The sequence below is a fragment of the Rahnella sp. CFA14(1/10) genome (genome assembly GCF_004195095.1).
GTDB classification, from domain to species: domain Bacteria; phylum Pseudomonadota; class Gammaproteobacteria; order Enterobacterales; family Enterobacteriaceae; genus Rahnella; species Rahnella perminowiae.
This window is the reverse complement of the sequence record NZ_SEWS01000012.1, coordinates 128586-147689: the sequence shown is the minus strand read 5'-3', so window position 1 is coordinate 147689 and position 19104 is coordinate 128586. Positions and strand designations below refer to the sequence as shown.

At 50.7% G+C, this 19104-nt stretch carries 20 protein-coding genes; 15 read left to right on the top strand and 5 right to left on the bottom strand.

What is annotated here, in order from left to right; translation table 11 throughout:
- Positions 1–37: 37 nt before the first annotated feature.
- Positions 38–1639: an L-aspartate oxidase gene (nadB, locus tag EVX52_RS21955; RefSeq protein WP_205952702.1), complete on the bottom strand. Its 1602-nt coding sequence runs from the start codon at positions 1637–1639 to the stop codon at positions 38–40.
- 214 nt (positions 1640–1853) lie between these two features.
- Here nadB and rpoE point away from each other — a divergent pair, with 214 nt between their 5' ends.
- From rpoE to rseC, 4 genes are read left to right on the top strand one after another with little or no spacing between them, the layout of a single operon-like run.
- Positions 1854–2429 carry an RNA polymerase sigma factor RpoE gene (gene rpoE, locus EVX52_RS21950; protein WP_129953316.1) on the top strand — a complete coding sequence of 192 codons (576 nt, stop codon included), beginning with the start codon at positions 1854–1856 and terminating at the stop codon, positions 2427–2429.
- 30 nt (positions 2430–2459) lie between these two features.
- Positions 2460–3107 carry an anti-sigma-E factor RseA gene (rseA, locus tag EVX52_RS21945; RefSeq protein WP_129952904.1) on the top strand — a complete coding sequence of 216 codons (648 nt, stop codon included), beginning with the start codon at positions 2460–2462 and terminating at the stop codon, positions 3105–3107.
- The gene (gene rseB, locus EVX52_RS21940; RefSeq protein ID WP_129952903.1) at positions 3107–4057 is read left to right on the top strand and encodes a sigma-E factor regulatory protein RseB; all 951 of its coding nucleotides are present in this window, start codon (positions 3107–3109) and stop codon (positions 4055–4057) included. Before rseA ends, rseB begins: the two co-directional genes overlap by 1 nt.
- Positions 4058–4105: 48 nt before the next feature.
- Entirely contained in the window at positions 4106–4570 is a 465-nt protein-coding gene (gene rseC / locus EVX52_RS21935; protein ID WP_129992116.1) for a SoxR-reducing system protein RseC, read from the top strand.
- Between the two features lie 68 nt (positions 4571–4638).
- Here the strand turns inward: rseC and EVX52_RS21930 are convergent, their stop codons facing one another.
- Complete coding sequence (locus EVX52_RS21930) at positions 4639–5457, bottom strand: DUF6585 family protein (RefSeq protein WP_129952901.1); 819 nt, start codon at positions 5455–5457, stop codon at positions 4639–4641.
- Between the two features lie 423 nt (positions 5458–5880).
- On the opposite strand from EVX52_RS21930, the gene lepA reads away from it, so the two are divergent.
- The 7 genes from lepA to acpS all read left to right on the top strand — a co-directional run bounded on the left by lepA (position 5881) and on the right by acpS (position 12444).
- On the top strand, positions 5881–7680 hold the full coding sequence (lepA, locus tag EVX52_RS21925) for a translation elongation factor 4 (protein ID WP_129952900.1): 1800 nt from the start codon (positions 5881–5883) through the stop codon (positions 7678–7680).
- Positions 7681–7708: 28 nt separating this feature from the next.
- On the top strand, positions 7709–8686 hold the full coding sequence (gene lepB / locus EVX52_RS21920; protein WP_129952899.1) for a signal peptidase I: 978 nt from the start codon (positions 7709–7711) through the stop codon (positions 8684–8686).
- A gap of 211 nt (positions 8687–8897) precedes the next feature.
- Complete coding sequence (rnc, locus tag EVX52_RS21915) at positions 8898–9578, top strand: ribonuclease III (RefSeq protein ID WP_015698392.1); 681 nt, start codon at positions 8898–8900, stop codon at positions 9576–9578.
- Entirely contained in the window at positions 9575–10480 is a 906-nt protein-coding gene (era, locus tag EVX52_RS21910; protein ID WP_129952898.1) for a GTPase Era, read from the top strand. The genes rnc and era overlap by 4 nt, the downstream gene beginning before the upstream one ends.
- 11 nt (positions 10481–10491) lie before the next feature.
- Positions 10492–11229: a DNA repair protein RecO gene (gene recO, locus EVX52_RS21905; protein WP_129992115.1), complete on the top strand. Its 738-nt coding sequence runs from the start codon at positions 10492–10494 to the stop codon at positions 11227–11229.
- Positions 11230–11332: 103 nt separating this feature from the next.
- Positions 11333–12064 (top strand): pyridoxine 5'-phosphate synthase, encoded by a 732-nt coding sequence (gene pdxJ / locus EVX52_RS21900; RefSeq protein WP_129992114.1) that lies wholly within the window; start codon positions 11333–11335, stop codon positions 12062–12064.
- Positions 12064–12444, top strand: a complete 381-nt coding sequence (gene acpS, locus EVX52_RS21895) for a holo-ACP synthase (protein ID WP_129952896.1) — start codon at positions 12064–12066, stop codon at positions 12442–12444. Before pdxJ ends, acpS begins: the two co-directional genes overlap by 1 nt.
- Before the next feature lie 148 nt (positions 12445–12592).
- On the opposite strand, the gene EVX52_RS21890 is transcribed toward acpS, so the two are convergent.
- Together EVX52_RS21890 and EVX52_RS21885 are read right to left on the bottom strand one after the other, a co-directional pair.
- Positions 12593–12847, bottom strand: coding sequence for a YfhL family 4Fe-4S dicluster ferredoxin (locus EVX52_RS21890; protein WP_129952895.1), 255 nt, complete (start codon positions 12845–12847; stop codon positions 12593–12595).
- Positions 12848–12960: 113 nt separating this feature from the next.
- Positions 12961–13809 carry a MurR/RpiR family transcriptional regulator gene (locus EVX52_RS21885; RefSeq protein WP_129952894.1) on the bottom strand — a complete coding sequence of 283 codons (849 nt, stop codon included), beginning with the start codon at positions 13807–13809 and terminating at the stop codon, positions 12961–12963.
- Positions 13810–13951: 142 nt separating this feature from the next.
- Between EVX52_RS21885 and murQ the strand changes: the two genes are divergently transcribed.
- The 4 genes from murQ to tadA all read left to right on the top strand — a co-directional run bounded on the left by murQ (position 13952) and on the right by tadA (position 17498).
- Complete coding sequence (murQ, locus tag EVX52_RS21880) at positions 13952–14857, top strand: N-acetylmuramic acid 6-phosphate etherase (protein ID WP_129952893.1); 906 nt, start codon at positions 13952–13954, stop codon at positions 14855–14857.
- 28 nt (positions 14858–14885) lie between these two features.
- Positions 14886–16256, top strand: a complete 1371-nt coding sequence (locus EVX52_RS21875) for a PTS transporter subunit EIIC (RefSeq protein ID WP_129953315.1) — start codon at positions 14886–14888, stop codon at positions 16254–16256.
- A gap of 4 nt (positions 16257–16260) precedes the next feature.
- On the top strand, positions 16261–16899 hold the full coding sequence (gene yfhb, locus EVX52_RS21870; RefSeq protein ID WP_129992113.1) for a phosphatidylglycerophosphatase C: 639 nt from the start codon (positions 16261–16263) through the stop codon (positions 16897–16899).
- A 71-nt stretch (positions 16900–16970) separates the two neighbouring features.
- Positions 16971–17498 (top strand): tRNA adenosine(34) deaminase TadA, encoded by a 528-nt coding sequence (gene tadA, locus EVX52_RS21865; protein ID WP_255466773.1) that lies wholly within the window; start codon positions 16971–16973, stop codon positions 17496–17498.
- 18 nt (positions 17499–17516) lie between these two features.
- Here tadA and mltF read toward each other — a convergent pair whose 3' ends face one another.
- Positions 17517–18977: a membrane-bound lytic murein transglycosylase MltF gene (gene mltF / locus EVX52_RS21860; RefSeq protein WP_129992111.1), complete on the bottom strand. Its 1461-nt coding sequence runs from the start codon at positions 18975–18977 to the stop codon at positions 17517–17519.
- Between the last annotated feature and the right edge of the window lie 127 nt (positions 18978–19104).

Sequence of the window (19104 nt, the reverse complement as noted above, 5' to 3'; positions counted from 1 at the left end):
GTTCCTTCGCACTTTCCCGGCAGTGTTTCGGTAAATACTACGGCTGCAAAATAGTGGGCTGCGGATTTTCCTGTAAATCAGGATAATCCAGCGTGTAATGCAGTCCGCGACTCTCTTTGCGCTCAAGGGCACTGCGGACGATCAACTCGGCCACCAGCACCAGATTTCTCAGTTCCAGCAGGTTATTGGAAATACGAAAGTTTGCATAATACTCGTCAATTTCCTGTTGCAGCGTCATGATGCGGCGCAATGCGCGCTCAAGGCGTTTTGTTGTGCGCACGATCCCGACGTAATCCCACATAAACAGCCGCAGTTCATGCCAGTTATGCTGAATGACAACCTGTTCATCGGAATTATCCACCCGGCTTTCATCCCATTGTGGGATGTTTTTGGCCAGCCGGGCATGCGGCAAACGTTTGATGATGTCTTCCGCCGCTGACCAGCCATAAACGACGCATTCCAGCAGTGAATTAGAGGCCAGACGGTTTGCGCCATGCAGGCCGGTATAACTGACTTCGCCAATGGCATACAACCCATCGAGATCGGTGCGTCCGTGCTGGTCGACCATGACACCACCACAGGTATAATGGGCAGCCGGAACAATTGGAATGGCCTCTTTAGTCAGATCAATACCCAGTGATTGCAGCTTTTCATCAATCATCGGGAAATGATGTTTAATGAATTCCGGCGGACGATGGCTGATATCCAGATACATGCAGTCAGCGCCAAGACGCTTCATTTCATGGTCGATGGCTCTCGCCACGACATCGCGCGGTGCCAGTTCGCCACGCTCATCGAAATCCGGCATAAAACGGGTGCCGTCCGGGCGTTTGAGCAGGGCTCCTTCGCCGCGCAATGCTTCCGTCAGCAGAAAGTTGCGTGCCTGAGGATGATAGAGACAGGTCGGGTGAAACTGGTTGAATTCAAGATTGGCCACACGACAGCCTGCACGCCACGCCATGGCGACGCCATCGCCTGATGAAATATCAGGATTGGTCGTGTACTGATAAACCTTGGCAGCGCCCCCCGTGGCCAGTACAACGGCTTTGGCACGGAGCGTTTCAACATGCTCTTTATCACGGTTCCAGACATATGCGCCAACAACGCGTTGTGTCCCGGGCAATCCAAGCTTGCTTGAGGTGATTAAATCAACGGCATTATAGCGCTCTTTCACGCAAATATTAGCGTGGGCTCTTGCTTTCCCAACCAGCGTAGTCTCTACTTCTTTACCTGTAGCATCAGCAGCATGCAGGATCCTACGGTGGCTGTGACCGCCTTCGCGAGTCAGATGATAACGCTCTTCTGAGCTGGTATTAGGTTCGGTATCAAACAGTACGCCCTGGTCGATCAACCACTGGACGCAATGACGTGCATTACTCGCGATAAATTCAACAGCTTCTTTATCGCATAAGCCCGCGCCGGCAATTAATGTGTCATCAACATGTGAGGCAATGCTGTCTGCTTCGTCGAAAACTGCGGCAATGCCGCCCTGGGCATAGAATGTTGAGCCTTCGTTGAGTGGGCCTTTACTGAGAACAGTGACATGACAGTGGTCTGCAAGTCGCAAAGCCAAAGAAAGGCCCGCAGCGCCACTTCCGATTATCAATACATCGCTAACAAATTCAGATGAAGGTTGCATAACGTATGATGTTTGCAGAAGAAGAGGGAAATTCATGTTAGCCTAAACCTCCGTGCAAAAGCCACGGGCTTGAGACTTCAATAGAAAAAACAATGGCGATGTGGAACTTAATGTTTCATGTGAACTCCAAGCAGTACTTGCTCAGGAATATAATGATGAAAGCTGGCAGTACGATTTTAAGCGCGGAGAAAGTTTTGGGGAGATTTTACCTCGGATGAGCGAGCAGTTAGCCGATCAGGTTCTGGTTGAGCGGGTCCAGAAGGGTGATCAAAAATCGTTCAATTTACTGGTTATTCGTTACCAGCATAAGGTAGCGAGCCTTGTATCCCGCTATGTACCACAAGGCGATGTGCCTGATGTGGTTCAGGAATCTTTTATTAAAGCGTATCGTGCGCTGGAATCTTTCCGCGGCGACAGTGCTTTTTATACCTGGCTGTATCGTATTGCAGTCAACACAGCGAAAAATTATTTAGTCGCTCAGGGCCGACGCCCGCCATCCAGTGATGTCGACGCGAATGAAGCCGAAAATTTCGAAAATGGCGGTGCCCTTAAAGAAATTTCGAACCCTGAGAACTTGATGTTGTCTGAAGAATTACGGCAGGTTGTTTTCCGTACTATTGAAGCACTTCCTGAAGATCTCCGTATGGCGATTACCTTGAGGGAGTTGGATGGATTGAGCTACGAAGAAATAGCCGCCATCATGGATTGTCCGGTGGGTACAGTGAGATCACGTATATTCCGTGCCCGGGAAGCAATTGATAACAAAGTTCAACCGCTCATCCAGCGTTAGAGATGACGGACACAGGAAGGATACTTAGGCATGCAGAAAGAAAAGCTTTCCGCTCTGATGGATGGTGAAGCCATTGATACTGAACTGTTAAGTTCATTATCAACTGATACCAGGCTTCAGCAAGACTGGCAGAGTTATCATTTGATCCGCGATACGCTACGCGGTGATATTGGGAACGTGTTGCATCTGGATATCGCAGACCGTGTGGCCGCAGCGCTGGCAAATGAGCCGGTAAAACTGGTACCGGGTTCCGCAACCGAATCTCAACCTCAGCCTCATACCTGGCAAAAAATGCCATTCTGGCAGAAGGTGCGCCCATGGGCGAGCCAGTTGACTCAGGTGGGCGTGGCGGCTTGTGTCTCACTCGCTGTTATTGTTGGTGTTCAGCATTATAACCAGCCTGACGCATCAGGGGCTTCTCCGGAAACGCCAGCGTTCAATACATTGCCTATGATGGGTAAAGCTTCTCCGGTGAGCTTCGGCGTGCCAAATGAAGGCAATACCACCAGCGGGCAACAAAATGTTCAGGAGCAACGTAAACGCATTAATGCGATGTTGCAGGATTACGAATTGCAGCGCCGCTTGCATTCAGAGCAGCTTCAACTTGAACCTGTTACTCCTCAGCAAGCCGCTGTTCAGGTCCCAGGAACTCAGTCTTTAGGAACGCAAACGCAGTAATGAAGCAAATTTGGTTTGCCGTTTGTTTAGCGGCGGGCAGCGTGCTTACTCCTGGTATCGCCTCGGCAGATTCACCTTCCGAGGCGTTACTACAAGAGATGGGCAAAGCTTCCCAAACGCTGAATTATGAAATGGGTTTTATCAACATCACGAAGCAAGGGATTGATTCCTTTCGCTATCGTCATGCTGTTTCTCATCAAACTCCGCTCGCTCAACTGGTTCTGATGGATGGACCGCGCCGTGAAATTGTCCAGCGTGGGAAAGACATCAGCTACTTTGAGACCGGTTTACAGCCCTTTACGCTGGACGGCGATCATATCGTTGATTCCCTGCCTTCTATCGTCTTTAGCGATTTCACTCTTCTGACTAAATACTACGATTTTATTGCCGTAGGCCGTGCACGTGCAGCCGATCGTCTGAGTCAGGTGATCCGTGTTGTGTCCCGCGATGGTACCCGATTTAGTTATGTCATATGGATCGATGAGCAGACGAAACTGCCGATGCGTGTCGATTTACTGGATCGTGACGGTGAAACACTGGAGCAGTTCCGCGTCATCAGTTTCGATGAAGGACAACAAGTCATTGGAACGGTTGTTGATCTCGAAAAAGCGAGTTTACCGCCGGTGCTGTCTTTACCTGCCTCTGAGCAGGTGAAGTTTGACTGGCAAATAAAATGGCTGCCAGATGGCGTGACGGAGGTGGCAAGTAGCCGCCGGAACTTGCCAAATATGCCTGTATCGATAGAATCCCGGTTGTACACAGACGGACTGTTTAGTTTCTCTGTCAATATCAGTGCAACAACCAGTGGTCCTTCTGAGCAATTGATCAGGCAAGGGCGCAGAACCGTGCAAACCGAAATACGTAATGGCAATGAAATCACTGTCGTCGGTGAACTTCCTCCTTCAACGGCCAAACGTATTGCCGAGAGCATTGTTTTCTCAGCAAAATAGCGTTTAACAGAATTAACGGCCTCAGTGGCAGAAATACAGGGTGATCACATGATGAAAGAATGGGCCACGGTTGTGTCGTGGCAAGACGGTATTGCGACACTGCGTTGTGAAACACAGGCGGGTTGCAGTAGCTGCCATTCACGTTCAGGCTGTGGCGCTCGCGTATTGAATGAGTTAGGGCCGCAAACTGAACATAACCTCCGGGTCAGCGTTAACGAACCTCTTGTCCCTGGTCAGAAAGTTGAACTGGGAATACAGGAAGGGAACCTGTTGCGCTCGGCGTTGCTGGTTTATATGACGCCACTGGTTGGTGTGATTGCAGGTGGCAGCGTATTGCAAGCCGTGCTGAAAGCAGATGTATATGCGGTTGTTGGTGCGGTGCTGGGGGGCGGATTAGGATTTCTGATAGCCAAATCACTGGCTGCGAAAATGGATAGTAAAGCAGGCTACCAGCCTGTGATTTTGCAGGTGGGTTTGCCACCTGACGCTTTCCGTTATTCGGTTGACAGTTAACTCCCTGCTTAATTCTGCTTCTTGCCATGCATAAAAATGACACAGTGTTTGCTAACACTGTGTCATTTTTAATTTCTGACGGGTATACGGTTTTGGATCATATGTTCGATCAGTGCGATGAAAAGATCTGCACTTGAAAGCGATGTATATTCAACAGAGAAAAGGATGCGGCCGTGTTTATCCAGCAGACGTATCAGCGGGCTGTTGCTGCCGCCACTGATAAACTGAATATCCTCAACAGGCACTTTCTTTCCTTCATCGGTGGTTAATACCAGGGCGCTCAGGTGTATCTTTTTTTCGTTCAACGCCAGCAGGTTAGCGCCGATAAATCTTTTCAATCCGGAATGTGGATTGATCAGATAGGTAAAAAGAATATCCCCTCCCTGCGCCAGGGTATTTAAGGCCCAGGGGCCGCGATACATCAGCTGTTCATTTTTAATCACTTCAATTAATCTTTCCGAATTGGCGATGTTTGGCGTAATTCGGTGCCAGACTTTGCTGTCTTCCTCGCGGAATATCATTGTGTTTAAAATACGGCGTGTGTATTTCCCGGTTCTGAAGCGATATATATCCATAATGCGGTCAAAAGGGATAAAACGGTTTTTCTTATCGGTCTGGCTTATAACTAAAATACCGTTTTCATGAAGCTGATAGATTTGATTTGGCCGTATCAGACGTCGCAGCAGGATAAGGACAATACCCAGGGCAATACTGAGCAGAGCGGACAAAATTACAGTATGCAGTCCCTCAGCGGTCTGGCCAAAGGCCAGCAAAAATGCAATCTGCACTGCACCGCCGATCAATAACAATACAGACAGGACCAGAGTGATCCAAGAGTTGGCTTTGGCAAAGCCATGCTGACTGAGCAGCCGCCCTTCATTGATCATAGTGATAACCTTGTAACCGGATTGAATTAAAAAGAAAAAGATATTTATGGAAGAAGGCGAATAAGAGCTTTAAATGTTTGAAATTATGTAATTTCTTTTATAACAATATATTAAGTTTCAACACGGGTTTGTGTATATGGGGATTTTCCTAAAACCAAACGGCATGCGGCACACGCACGCAATACCGGATGAGGACAAACATAGGAGGCACACAGTCACCCGGGTAATGAAAACAAATGAAAATATAAAGATTTCGTCCTGAGAAAGCTCGCATAATCTGGAGTTAGGATGTGGCGAGACTAGGTTTTCACGGTGCTGGCATGTAGAATGCTGCGACTTAGGCGAAAGACAGCCAACCTACAAACCGTCGCTGTATGTTCATGGCGAATGATTCAGAAATACCAAGGTAAAAAAACTTTTATAATGAAGCATATACGAAATTTCTCCATTATTGCCCACATTGACCACGGTAAGTCGACGCTGTCAGACCGTATTATTCAAATTTGCGGTGGGTTATCCGACCGTGAAATGGAAGCGCAGGTCCTCGATTCGATGGATCTTGAGCGTGAACGCGGCATTACCATCAAAGCGCAAAGCGTGACGCTCGACTATAAAGCGAAAGATGGTCAGGTTTATCACCTGAACTTCATCGACACACCGGGCCATGTCGACTTTTCCTATGAAGTTTCCCGTTCTCTCGCCGCCTGCGAAGGGGCGTTATTAGTCGTGGATGCAGGGCAGGGTGTTGAAGCCCAGACGCTGGCAAACTGCTATACGGCAATGGAAATGGATCTGGAAGTTGTGCCGGTTCTGAACAAAATCGACTTACCGGCCGCTGATCCGGATCGTGCGGCGCAGGAAATCGAAGACATCGTGGGTATTGATGCTACGGATGCTGTCCGCTGTTCTGCGAAAACCGGTGTCGGTGTGCCGGAGGTGCTGGAGCGTCTGGTACGTGATGTGCCACCGCCGGTAGGTGATCCTGATGCGCCACTGCAGGCGTTGATCATCGATTCATGGTTCGATAACTATCTTGGCGTTGTGTCTCTGGTACGTATCAAAAACGGTACCATGAGAAAGGGCGACAAAATTAAAGTGATGAGTACCGGACAGGTTTATAACGCCGATCGTCTGGGTATTTTCACGCCTAAACGTGTCGATAAAGACATTCTGAACTGCGGCGAAGTTGGCTGGCTGGTATGCGCGATCAAAGATATTCTCGGCGCACCAGTAGGGGACACACTGACTCTGGCTCGTCAGCCTGCTGACAAAGCACTGCCTGGCTTCAAGAAAGTGAAACCGCAGGTTTATGCTGGTCTGTTCCCGGTCAGCTCAGATGATTATGAAAACTTCCGTGATGCGTTAGGCAAACTGAGCCTCAATGATGCCTCACTGTTCTACGAACCAGAAAGTTCTACTGCGCTGGGCTTCGGTTTCCGCTGTGGTTTCCTGGGGCTGTTGCACATGGAAATCATTCAGGAACGTCTGGAACGTGAATACGATCTGGATCTGATCACCACGGCACCGACCGTAGTTTATGAAGTTCTGACGACCAGCAACGAAACTGTTTATGTAGACAGCCCGTCTAAACTGCCAGCGTTGAATAACATTCTGGAACTGCGTGAGCCTATCGCCGAGTGTCACATGCTGATGCCTCAGGAATATCTGGGCAGCGTGATTACGTTGTGTATTGAAAAACGTGGCGTACAGACCAACATGGTTTACCACGGCAATCAGGTCGCACTGACTTATGAAATCCCGATGGCGGAAGTCGTACTCGATTTCTTTGACCGCCTGAAGTCAACGTCACGCGGTTATGCGTCACTTGATTACAATTTCAAACGTTTTCAGGCTTCTGACATGGTGCGTGTTGATGTTCTAATCAACGGCGACCGTGTGGATGCATTGGCGTTGATCACTCACCGTGGCAATTCCCAGTTCCGTGGACGCCAGCTGGTCGAGAAGATGCAGGAACTGATCCCGCGTCAGCAGTTCGATATTGCTATCCAGGCGGCGATTGGTGCTCATATCATTGCCCGTTCAACCGTGAAGCAATTACGTAAAAACGTTCTCGCCAAATGTTATGGCGGCGACGTCAGCCGTAAGAAAAAACTTTTGCAGAAACAGAAAGATGGTAAGAAACGCATGAAACAAGTGGGTAACGTCGAGTTACCACAAGAAGCGTTCCTGGCCATTCTTCACGTGGGTAAAGACAGCAAGTAAACCCTTAATTGAGTTGTAGGGAGTATGCATGGCTAACATGTTTGCCCTGATTCTGGCGATTGCAACGCTGGTGTCTGGGATTATCTGGTGCCTTGATCGTTTCAAGCTGGCACCTGCACGCCGGGCTAAAATTGCTAAAATTAAGGCTGAAACGGGTGGTGCTGTTGACGATTCAACGTTGAACAAAGTGGCGAAGCAACCGGGCTGGGTAGAAACCTGTGCCTCGGTATTCCCGGTATTGTTGGTTGTGTTTGTGGTGCGTTCATTTATTTATGAGCCTTTCCAGATCCCGTCCGGCTCCATGATGCCAACGCTGCTTATTGGCGATTTCATTGTGGTTGAAAAATATGCGTACGGCCTGAAAGATCCTATTACGCAGACTAAGCTGATCCCAACGGGTGAGCCGAAACGTGGCGATGTTGTGGTATTTAAATATCCGCAAAATCCGAGCGTGGACTATATTAAACGTCTGGTAGGCTTACCGGGTGACAAAGTGACATATGATCCGTTCAGCAAGCAGGTGACCGTTCAGCCTGCCTGTGAAACCGGCAAAAATTGCACCACCGCACTGGCGGTGACATATGACACCGGCGTTGCCAGTGATTTCGTACAGACTTTTGGTCAGTCTTCAGGTGGCGAAGCCAGCAGTGGTTTCTTTGAAACGCCACCGACCAGTAACGTGCCACAAGACGGCGTCCGTCTTGTGCAGCGCAATGAAACCCTGGGTAATGTGACGCATCGTATTCTGACCGTGCCAGGCGCGCGTGACCAACTGGGTGCTTATTATCAGCAACCGGGTCAGCCACTGGGAACTTGGGTGGTGCCGGCCGGCCATTATTTCATGATGGGCGATAACCGTGATAACAGCGCTGACAGCCGTTACTGGGGTTTTGTTCCGGAACAGAACTTAGTGGGTAAAGCTTCCGCAATTTGGATGAGCTTTAAAAAACAGGAAGGTGAATGGCCTACCGGTGTTCGTTTAAGCCGAATCGGTGGAATTCATTAATTTAATGGTGCCTATTACCGCAGCATTATATTTCCACTCGTTGTAGAATATCCTTTCGGGCGATAAAAGTTGGCTCCCCTGATTTTACGTTTTAATTTAAAACGAACTGAGGGAGCCACTGCAAACGAAACAGCTTTGGATTGGCTTAGGGCGAAGCAGGCCTGTTCCGTATGCTGAAGTTTTTGACGCATTCTTAGTCTATTGGTAACTCATGAATCCCATCGTAATAAACAGGCTTCAGCGGAAGCTGGGCTACACTTTTCAACAGCAGGAGCTTTTATTGCAGGCACTGACTCACCGCAGCGCAAGCAGTAAACACAATGAGCGTTTAGAGTTCCTGGGTGACTCAATTCTTAGTTATGTCATTGCTAACGCGTTGTATCATCGTTTTCCTCGCGTAGACGAGGGCGATATGAGTCGTATGCGTGCCACGCTGGTACGTGGAAATACGCTCGCGGAAATGGCACGTGAATTCGATCTCGGCGAATGTTTACGCTTAGGGCCGGGCGAATTGAAAAGTGGTGGTTTCCGCCGCGAGTCGATTCTTGCGGATACGGTGGAGGCACTCATTGGCGGCGTGTTCCTGGACAGTGATATCCAGACCGTCGAAAAGCTGATTCTCGATTGGTACCGTAGTCGTTTAGACGAAATCAGTCCCGGTGATAAGCAGAAAGACCCAAAAACCCGTTTACAGGAGTTTTTACAAGGTCGCCATCTGCCGTTGCCTTCTTATCTGGTTGTGCAGGTTCGCGGTGAAGCGCACGATCAGGAGTTTACCATCCACTGCCAGGTCAGTGGCTTGAGCCAGCCGGTTGTAGGAACCGGTTCAAGCCGCCGTAAAGCCGAGCAGGCGGCAGCGGAACAAGCGCTGATACAGCTGGAGCTTGAATGAGCGAAGAAAAGAATTACTGTGGTTTTGTTGCAATCGTAGGCCGTCCTAACGTCGGTAAATCTACCTTGCTGAATGAATTATTGGGGCAAAAAATCTCCATTACTTCCCGCAAACCGCAAACCACGCGTCACCGCATCATGGGTATCCATACCGAAGGGCCCTATCAGGCTATTTACGTGGACACACCAGGGCTGCACATTGAAGAAAAACGTGCCATCAACCGTCTGATGAACCGCGCTGCAAGCAGCTCCATCGGTGATGTTGAACTGGTGATCTTCGTTGTTGAAGGCACTAACTGGACTGCCGATGACGAAATGGTGGTCAACAAACTGCGTGATTTGAAATCACCGGTTCTGCTGGCAATCAACAAGATTGATAACGTCACCGATAAATCTAAATTATTGCCACATTTGCAATTCCTGAGTGAGCAGATGAACTTCGTCGATATCGTGCCGATCTCCGCAGAGAAAGGTACCAACGTTGATACCATCGCAGCTCTGGTGCGAAAACGCCTGCCGGAAGCGATTCATCACTTCCCCGAGGATTACATTACTGACCGTTCCCAGCGCTTTATGGCTTCTGAAATCATCCGTGAAAAACTGATGCGCTTTCTGGGCGAAGAGTTGCCATATTCAGTGACCGTTGAAATCGAACGCTTTGTCAGCAATGAACGGGGCGGATACGACATTAATGGCCTGATTCTGGTAGAACGTGAAGGCCAGAAGAAAATGGTTATCGGTAATAAAGGCTCTAAAATCAAGACAATCGGGATCGAAGCGCGTCACGACATGGAGAACATGTTCGAAGCGAAAGTCCATCTTGAGTTGTGGGTTAAGGTCAAATCCGGCTGGGCAGACGACGAACGTGCGTTGCGCAGTCTGGGTTATGTAGACGATTTATAAGGTCCGCGCCTATGGAAGGCTGGCAACGCGCATTTGTTTTGCATGGGCGACCTTACAGTGAAACCAGCTTAATGCTGGATTTGTTCACTGAGGGGCAAGGGCGGGTACGCATACTGGCTAAAGGTGCGCGTGGCCGCCGGTCCAATTTAAAAGGCTGCCTGCAGCCTTTTACTCCTTTACTGGTTCGCTGGAGCGGGCGGGGAGAAGTGAAAACCCTGCGTAATGCTGAACCTGTCTCCCTTGCTCTTCCTCTTTCCGGGCTGATGCTTTACAGCGGCTTGTACGTCAATGAGCTCGTTTCACGGGTGCTTGAGCAGGAAGCTAATTACTCATCATTGTTCTTCGATTATCTCAACTGTTTGCAAAATCTCGCGAGTGCCAGCGCGTCTCCTGAATATGCATTACGTCAGTTCGAACTTTCCCTATTGCACCATCTGGGTTACGGCGTGGATTTTCTGCATTGCGCAGGCAGCGGTGAAGAAGTCAGTGACACCATGACGTACCGTTACCGTGAAGAAAAAGGCTTTATTGCCAGTCTGGTGATTGATCATTCCAGCTTTACCGGCCGGGATTTAAAAGCACTGGCCAGCCGTGAATTCCCGGATGTCTCAACGCTGCGGGCTGCAAAGCGTTTCACCCGCATGGCGCTCAAACCTTACCTTGGCGGTAAGCCCCTGAAAAGCCGCGAGCTGTTCCGCCAGTTTCAGGTTAAAAAACCTGTATCACCTTCTGATAATTCTTCCCGCTAATTCGGAATCCGGGCTACACGCCGCCACTCTCAAAGGTGTAAACTGCAGGAATTAGCGTTTTGTTCCATTCATCAATCAATTCATTCTTAAACCTGGAGCTGTTATGGCTGAGTTGCTGTTGGGCGTTAACATTGATCATATCGCGACATTGCGTAATGCACGCGGTACGGCATACCCTGATCCGGTTCAGGCGGCATTTATCGCTGAACAGGCTGGTGCTGATGGGATCACCGTCCACCTGCGTGAAGATCGTCGTCATATCACCGACCGTGATGTACGTCTTCTGCGTCAGACTATCCAAACCCGCATGAATCTGGAAATGGCCGTCACCGACGAGATGGTCGGTATTGCCTGCGAAATTCTGCCGCATTTCTGCTGTCTGGTGCCGGAAAAACGCGAAGAAGTGACCACTGAGGGGGGGCTGGATGTCGCCGGTCAGCTGGATAAAATGACCGTTGCGGTCACGCGCCTAAGCGAAGCGGGCATTCTGGTTTCCCTGTTTATCGACCCGGATATGCGCCAGATTGATGCGGCCGTCGCGGTAGGGGCAACTTACATCGAAATCCATACCGGTGCTTATGCGGAGGCGAAAACTGACCTTGAGCGTCAGGCCGAGCTGGAGCGTATTAAACAGGGCGCAGCTTATGCAGCCGGTAAGGGGCTGAAAGTGAACGCCGGCCACGGATTGACTTACCATAACGTGCAGCCGATCGCCGCACTGCCGGAAATGCATGAGCTCAATATCGGCCATGCGATTATCGGTCAGGCTGTTATTGACGGATTATCCGGTGCAGTACGCGAAATGAAAAACCTGATGCGGGAAGCGCGCCGGTAATGAGCATTTTAGGTTTAGGTACGGATATCGTTGAAATTTCCCGTATCGAAGCGGTAATTGAACGCAGTGGCGACCGTCTGGCGAAGCGTATTTTGTGCGCGAATGAATGGTCTGTGTATCAGCAGCACCAACAGCCGGTACGTTTCCTCGCGAAGCGGTTTGCTGTCAAGGAGGCCGCGGCTAAAGCGCTGGGAACCGGGATCCGCAACGGTCTGGCATTTGAGCAATTTGAAGTCGTCAATGATGTGCTGGGAAAACCGGGGCTGGTTTTTCATGCCCGCGCGGCGGAAATGGCTGCAGAAATGGGGGTGAAATCAGTCCATGTTACGCTGGCTGATGAAAGGCGTTATGCCTGTGCCACGGTAATTATCGAGAACTAACCCCTTCGTACTGCAAGCGGCAGATGCGTCGGCTGCTTTCAGTGACCCGAATCACTTACCTGAATAAGCTCATCGGGATCACTTCACTTGCCGCCTTCCTCCCGCTCGAATTATTTTGGGTGGTTTTGAAAATGCATCACGCCGTTAATTATACGGTGTGATGCAATACCACAAACTTATCCCAAAGCTGTTCGTTGGTTTCGGTGTGTTGCGGATTAATGATGATGGTATTGTCGATCGGGCAGACGCTTTGGCAGGTCGGTTTATCATAATGACCGACGCATTCCGTACAACGATCGCTGTCGATTTCGTAAATCTCACTGCCCATTGAAATCGCCTGATTCGGGCACTCCGGTTCGCACATATCGCAATTAATGCATTTGTGTGTGATCAACAGGGCCATGGCGTTTTCTCTTATATTCAATAAACAGATCAATAATCAGGGCGCGCAGTATAGCAGAATTGCGCTGGCGTAGATTCTGCTCGCGTACCTTTCCATCCTTCAAATGATCCGGATCAAACCAGCTTTTTCACCAATTCTTCGCTGTGACGGATACGCTCCGGTGCATGCGCCGTATCTTGCTGAACCAGTGCGACGAACAATAAATCCGTCAGGGAATATTGCGCCGTACTGGCGGAGAGGGCTGCGCCGCGGGTTGCGGGTAAATCTGCGACCGTATACAAACAATGGTCTGCCTGCTGTTGCAGGGTATTAGGTGAAAAACCGGTGATGGCCAGGACTTTTGCCCCACTCTCGCGGGCGACCTTTGCCGCAAGATTGATTTCGCTCCGTTCACCGCTGAACGAAATCGCCAGCAATAAATCTTCTTTCGACAGCGCCTGTGCGGTGGCAACCAGAACATGCGTATCGGATTCGGCAATTGCCGTGACCCCGATTTTCAGCAGCTTATACGCTAAATCCTTTGCCACTAATCCGGATGCGCCAATGCCACTTAGCACAATTTTTCGGGCACCGGCGAGCATCGACAACGCAATTTGCAGCCGTGGCTCGCTGTTGATATCCAGGGTTGCACGAAGCGCCGATTGTTTCTCAGCCAGTAATTTCTCACCCACAACATGCAGGCTGTCGGTGCTTAAAATCTGATTATGTACAGTGACCGGCTCACTGTTTTCCGGCGATGCCAGTGTTTCACTCATTGCCAGTTTCAGCGCCGGGAAGCCTTTATATCCCAGTTTTTGGGCAAATTTCACCACGCCAGACTGGCTGACACCGGCCTTTTCAGCCAGTTTCTGCGAACTCATATGGCGCGCTTTTTCCGGATGCGCGAGGAGAAAATCAGCCAGTTTGCGGTCATTTTGCGCCAGCGTCGGATAAAGCTGACGGATACGGATCATACAACTCATGGTGGGTTATCCCGGTGTCTCTGAATACTTACATCACGTTTTACGGATTATGTTATCTAAAGTAGCAAATATTCCTCGTATTGATGAATAATATATTCAACTATTGTGTAATAATTTTGAATTAAAAATTCAGGAGAGAATCATGAATCGTCCACTCAATTTAGGCGCACTCGTTTCTGAAAGCCGCAATCCGGATACGATGAACTTAGATGAAATGTCTTCACTGGAATTGGCCACCTGCTTCAATCAGGAAGACCGCAAAGTGCCGGAAGCCATCAATAAAGTTCTGCCTTATATCGCACAGGCTATTGATAAAGCGGCGGCTTCTTTTAAATCCGGCGGACGCCTGATTTACCTTGGTGCCGGCACCAGCGGACGTCTTGGCGTTCTGGATGCTTCGGAATGTCCGCCAACGTTTGGCGTGCCGCACGGCATGGTTGTCGGGCTGATTGCCGGCGGGCCGGGTGCGCTGCTCAAAGCGGTAGAAGGTGCGGAAGACAGTGAATCGCTGGGCGTTGAAGACTTAAAAAACATCAATCTGAACGCGGATGACACCGTCGTCGGATTAGCCGCAAGCGGACGCACCCCTTATGTCATCGGTGCTTTGCGCTATGCCTTCGAAACGGGCTGCGCCACAGTGGCGATTTCCTGTAACCCGGATTCGCCAATTGCCCGCGAGGCGGCTATCGCGATTTCTCCGGTTGTCGGGCCGGAAGCGCTGACCGGTTCAACCCGTCTGAAATCCGGCACGGCGCAGAAGCTGGTGCTGAATATGATTTCAACCGGGGCGATGGTCAAAAGTGGCAAGGTTTATCAGAACCTGATGGTAGATGTGAAGGCGACCAATGTGAAGCTGGTCGATCGTGCCTGCCGGATCGTTGTTGAGGCCACAGGGGCCTCCCGTGCTGATGCTGAACAGGCACTCTCTCAAACCGATTTTGAAGTCAAACCGGCTATTCTGATGGTGCTGGCAGGCATTGACGCGGAGCAGGCCAAAATACGACTGACTAAACACCATGGATTCCTGCGCGCGGCACTGACTGATTAAACTCAAGGAGTTAAGCATGGCGATGGCAATGGATAAAACTCATCTGCTGGCTGCGAAGATTTTGCAGGGCGTCGGCGGTGAAGGGAATATCAGCAAGCTGGAAAACTGCATGACCCGCGTCCGCGTGGAAGTGTATGACGATAACCGGCTGGATCTGGTCAGCCTGAAAACACTGGAAGGTATCAAAGGATATCTTAAACAAGGTGACCAGCATCAGTTTATTGTTGGCCCGGGTGCGGCGGCAAAAGTGGTGGATGAGATGCGTCTGTTGCTGAGTCCGACAGGGACGGCAAATTCGTCGGGAGAAAATGACATTGCCCGGAATAAAGCCAGCGCCAAAGCGAAGTACTCTGCACCGATGAGCGGGGCGCTGCGCAAACTGGCTGATGTCTTTATCCCGCTGATCCCGGCATTTATTGCCTCAGGGCTGATTATGGGCATTATTAACCTGCTCAAACGGCCGGATATCGCCGGTTCCATTGCCCTTGATTATCCTAACGTGCTTGGCTTGCTGGCGATTTTTGGTGGTGCTGTATTTGCCATCATGAATATTTTAGTCGGCGTGAACGCGGCGCGCGTTTTCGGCGGTTCTCAGGCCATGGGCGGTGTGATGGCGGGGATCCTCTCCAGCCCTGCACTGGCGCAAATTACCCTGTTTGGTGAAACTTTACAGCCGGGGCGCGGCGGTGTGATCGCTGTATTACTGGTCGTCGCGCTGATGTGCTGGCTGGAGAAGAGGCTGCGTCAGTGGTTGCCGGAATCTGTCGAACTGATCCTTAATCCGCTGATGACGACCCTTATCACTGCGACACTGGCGATTGTTATCCTTCAGCCTGTCGGTGGTTATATCTCTGACGGCATCGCGCAGGGTGTCAATATTGCCATCGATAAAGGTGGGTTACTGGTGGGCGCGATACTGGCGGGGACATTTTTGCCGCTGGTATTATCCGGGCTGCATCAGGGGCTGGTGCCGATCCACGTTGAGCTGATCCAGGCACATGGTTCTAATCCACTGCTGCCGATTTTAGCCATGGCGGGCGTGGGGCAGGTGGGCGCGGCAATTGCGGTGTATATTAAAACCCGAAACACACGGCTGAAAAAAGTGATTAAAGGCGCGCTGCCGGTGGGTATTCTCGGTATTGGTGAACCATTAATATTCGGTGTTACCTTGCCGCTCGGTCGTCCTTTTATTGGTGCGTGTCTGGGCGGAGCCGTCGGGGGTGCGCTAATCTGTTACTGGAAAGTCGCGACGGTCATCACGTTTGGTATTTCCGGACTGCCGCTGGCACTGACCATTATTTCCGGCAAAGTGATGTTGTATCTGACGGGTTTAGTCATTACGGTATTGGCTGGTTTTATTTTTACCTGGTTGATGGGGTTCAACGATCCCGAGGAGTAACGGATTGAGTAGGAAGCCTGATCGGCGGGTAGTCTTTTTTGATCTTGATGGCACGCTGCACCAGCAGGATATGTTCGGCAGCTTTCTGCGATTTTTGCTCAGACGGATGCCGCAGAATCTGATTTTAGTCGTGCCGGTTCTGCCACTGATAGGAATCGGGCTGTTTATCCATGGGCGCGCCGCGCGCTGGCCGATGAGCCTGTTACTGTGGGCTATTACTTTTGGTCACAGTGAAGCGCGGCTAAAAGCGCTGGAGCTGCAATTTGTGACTGCCTTTCGCGAGAAAGTGGTGGAGTTTCCGGTGGTGCAGCGCAGGCTGCGTGAATATCTCGACAGCGATGATACTGAAGTCTGGTTGATCACCGGATCACCGGAGAATCTGGTAAAGCAGGTCTATAATACGTCCCTGTTTTTGCCACAGGTCCGTCTGGTCGGCAGCCGGATCGCCCGGGGTAAAGGCGGTTGGGTGTTACCCTTGCGTTGCCTGGGTGAGGAGAAAGTGGTGCAGCTCGAAAGCCGCATTGGTTCTCCGCTTAAACTTTACAGCGGATACAGCGACAGTAAGCAGGACAACCCGTTATTGTTCTTTTGTGAACACCGTTTTCGCGTCAGTAAACAGGGTGAGTTACAGCAACTCGAATAACGGCCAGCACAAAATTCAGCTAAAATGTCTGCCGGTAAAAAATAATTGAGGTTGAAGTGGCAGACGCAGAATTGGCAGTAATAAATGATGATGAACACTGGATGCGGTATGCCATGACGCTGGCGCTGAAAGCGCAGGACGAAGGCGAAGTGCCGGTGGGGGCAGTGCTGATTTTAGACAATCAGGTGATTGGCGAAGGCTGGAACCGGTCTATCGGTCATCATGATCCGACAGCGCATGCGGAAATCATGGCATTACGTCAGGGCGGTGACACCATATGCAATTATCGCCTGCTTGACGCCACACTTTACGTCACGCTGGAACCTTGTGTTATGTGCGCCGGGGCGATGATCCACAGCCGGATCCGCCGCGTGGTGTATGGTGCCGCTGACGCTAAAACCGGTGCTGTGGGATCGTTGCTCGATATACTGCGCCATCCGGGCATGAATCATCAGATAGACATTACTGCGGGTGTACTGGCAGAAGCCTGTTCGGAACAACTGAGTCGTTTTTTCCGTTTTCGCCGCAGCCAGAAAAAAGCGCTGCGACTGGCAGAGCGTGCTGCTCAGGCGGGTAATGCGTCGGATGAACAGGCCTGATAAACAGGCCTGCCAGCCTTACGGTGCCAGGGCTTCCTGCGCATTGACCACCGGATACCCCTGACCTAACTGAGCCTGTAAGGCGGCTTTCTGTGCCTGCTGTTTTTCCTTTTCCATCAGGTATCCCACCAGACTCAGCTGATAACGACGGATATTCTCCACATAGTTATACGCCTGCGTACCACGCGCATATCCGTAACTCGTCCGGCTGAAGAAGCGTTTCTGATTCAGCATCGGCAAGCGTTGCTTCACATCAGCCCAGCTGTCAGGATTGCCTTTTTGCTGCGCCGTCAGCTTACGGGCATCCAGCATATGACCATAACCCATGTTATAAGCGGCAAGGGCAAACCAGATCCGTTCATCCTGCGGAATTGATTCCGGCATTTTATCCATCAGATGCGACAGATACTGGGCACCGCCGCGAATGCTCTGTTCGGCGTCAGTACGGTCGTCGACATTCAGCCCGCCAGCGGTTGCACGGGTCAGCATCATCACACCCCGTACGCCGGTCGGGGATTTCGCCTGCGGATCCCAATGTGACTCCTGATAGGCGATGGCAGCCAGTAAACGCCAGTCAATATTCCCGGCATATTTTTCAAACAGCGGCTGTAAATCCGGCAGCGTACTGTCGATGGCGTTAAGGAAAGTCCGGGTATCGACGTAATCAAAATCGCCCACATGCCCGAGATATTTCTCCTCCAGCTTTTCCAGTGTACCGTCTTCAGAAATCTGGCTGAAAAAGTCCAGCATGGCGGCCGAGAGGCTGTCGTCATCAGGTTGCTTGCGGTAGTACCAGGTCACGGGTTCGTCATCAGTGGCATCAAAAGCCACCGCCAGACGCGGATAGACGCGCTGCATCAGCGCGATAGTCACCGAATCGCCCAGCGTATAATCGAGTTTGCCGTTCTCGACTTGCTGCAACAAATCGCGTGGCGACATCTTATCGGTTGTGGTCCACGTGAGGCCGGGATACTTTTTACTGGCGTCTTCGAGTGTGGCGATATGTGCGCTGCCGGCAGACACCACCAGCGAGCCTTTGATGTCCGCAAAGCTTTTCGGACGCACGGCACCCTGCCGGTAAACCAGCTGCTGGGAAACGGAATAGTACTCCGGACCGGCGCGGTAGTTTTTCAGCCGCGCATTGTTATATACCAGCCCGGAAGCCAGCAGGTCAGTATGATCATGGTCCAGATCGTCAAACATGCTCTCGATGGTGGTGTGCTGTGTCACGACCAGCCGCACGCCCAGATAATCTGCAAAGCGTTTAGCCAGTTCGTAATCGAAGCCGAGATTACCTTCCGGAGATTCCATAAAAGTCAGTGGAGAATTGAGCGTGCTTACGCGCAATTCTCCACGGGATTTTATGTGATCCAGCTGGTCGCCTTCACCTCTGTGCCATGGGACTGCGGGCCATAAAGCCAGCGCCAGTAACAGGGCGGCGATCCCCACCAGGACATAATTAATTTTTAGTCGCGTCAAATAGTTATCTCGCTGCGGCGCTCTTGTTTTTTTACGCTATGCTGTGCAGTTAGTATGGTTATATCCCCAGTGCTGACGCATTTTGCTCAACAAAACGGCAGTCTGCAACTTTATTCATGATACCCGC

Bases quoted from the DNA above. Each gene is read 5' to 3' on its own strand.
- nadB (WP_205952702.1), bottom strand. From the start codon at position 1,639: ATGCAACCTTCATCTGAATTTGTTAGCGATGTATTGATAATCGGAAGT.
- rpoE (WP_129953316.1), top strand. From the start codon at position 1,854: ATGAGCGAGCAGTTAGCCGATCAGGTTCTGGTTGAGCGGGTCCAGAAG.
- rseA (WP_129952904.1), top strand. From the start codon at position 2,460: ATGCAGAAAGAAAAGCTTTCCGCTCTGATGGATGGTGAAGCCATTGAT.
- rseB (WP_129952903.1), top strand. From the start codon at position 3,107: ATGAAGCAAATTTGGTTTGCCGTTTGTTTAGCGGCGGGCAGCGTGCTT.
- rseC (WP_129992116.1), top strand. From the start codon at position 4,106: ATGATGAAAGAATGGGCCACGGTTGTGTCGTGGCAAGACGGTATTGCG.
- EVX52_RS21930 (WP_129952901.1), bottom strand. From the start codon at position 5,457: ATGATCAATGAAGGGCGGCTGCTCAGTCAGCATGGCTTTGCCAAAGCC.
- lepA (WP_129952900.1), top strand. From the start codon at position 5,881: ATGAAGCATATACGAAATTTCTCCATTATTGCCCACATTGACCACGGT.
- lepB (WP_129952899.1), top strand. From the start codon at position 7,709: ATGGCTAACATGTTTGCCCTGATTCTGGCGATTGCAACGCTGGTGTCT.
- rnc (WP_015698392.1), top strand. From the start codon at position 8,898: ATGAATCCCATCGTAATAAACAGGCTTCAGCGGAAGCTGGGCTACACT.
- era (WP_129952898.1), top strand. From the start codon at position 9,575: ATGAGCGAAGAAAAGAATTACTGTGGTTTTGTTGCAATCGTAGGCCGT.
- recO (WP_129992115.1), top strand. From the start codon at position 10,492: ATGGAAGGCTGGCAACGCGCATTTGTTTTGCATGGGCGACCTTACAGT.
- pdxJ (WP_129992114.1), top strand. From the start codon at position 11,333: ATGGCTGAGTTGCTGTTGGGCGTTAACATTGATCATATCGCGACATTG.
- acpS (WP_129952896.1), top strand. From the start codon at position 12,064: ATGAGCATTTTAGGTTTAGGTACGGATATCGTTGAAATTTCCCGTATC.
- EVX52_RS21890 (WP_129952895.1), bottom strand. From the start codon at position 12,847: ATGGCCCTGTTGATCACACACAAATGCATTAATTGCGATATGTGCGAA.
- EVX52_RS21885 (WP_129952894.1), bottom strand. From the start codon at position 13,809: ATGAGTTGTATGATCCGTATCCGTCAGCTTTATCCGACGCTGGCGCAA.
- murQ (WP_129952893.1), top strand. From the start codon at position 13,952: ATGAATCGTCCACTCAATTTAGGCGCACTCGTTTCTGAAAGCCGCAAT.
- EVX52_RS21875 (WP_129953315.1), top strand. From the start codon at position 14,886: ATGGATAAAACTCATCTGCTGGCTGCGAAGATTTTGCAGGGCGTCGGC.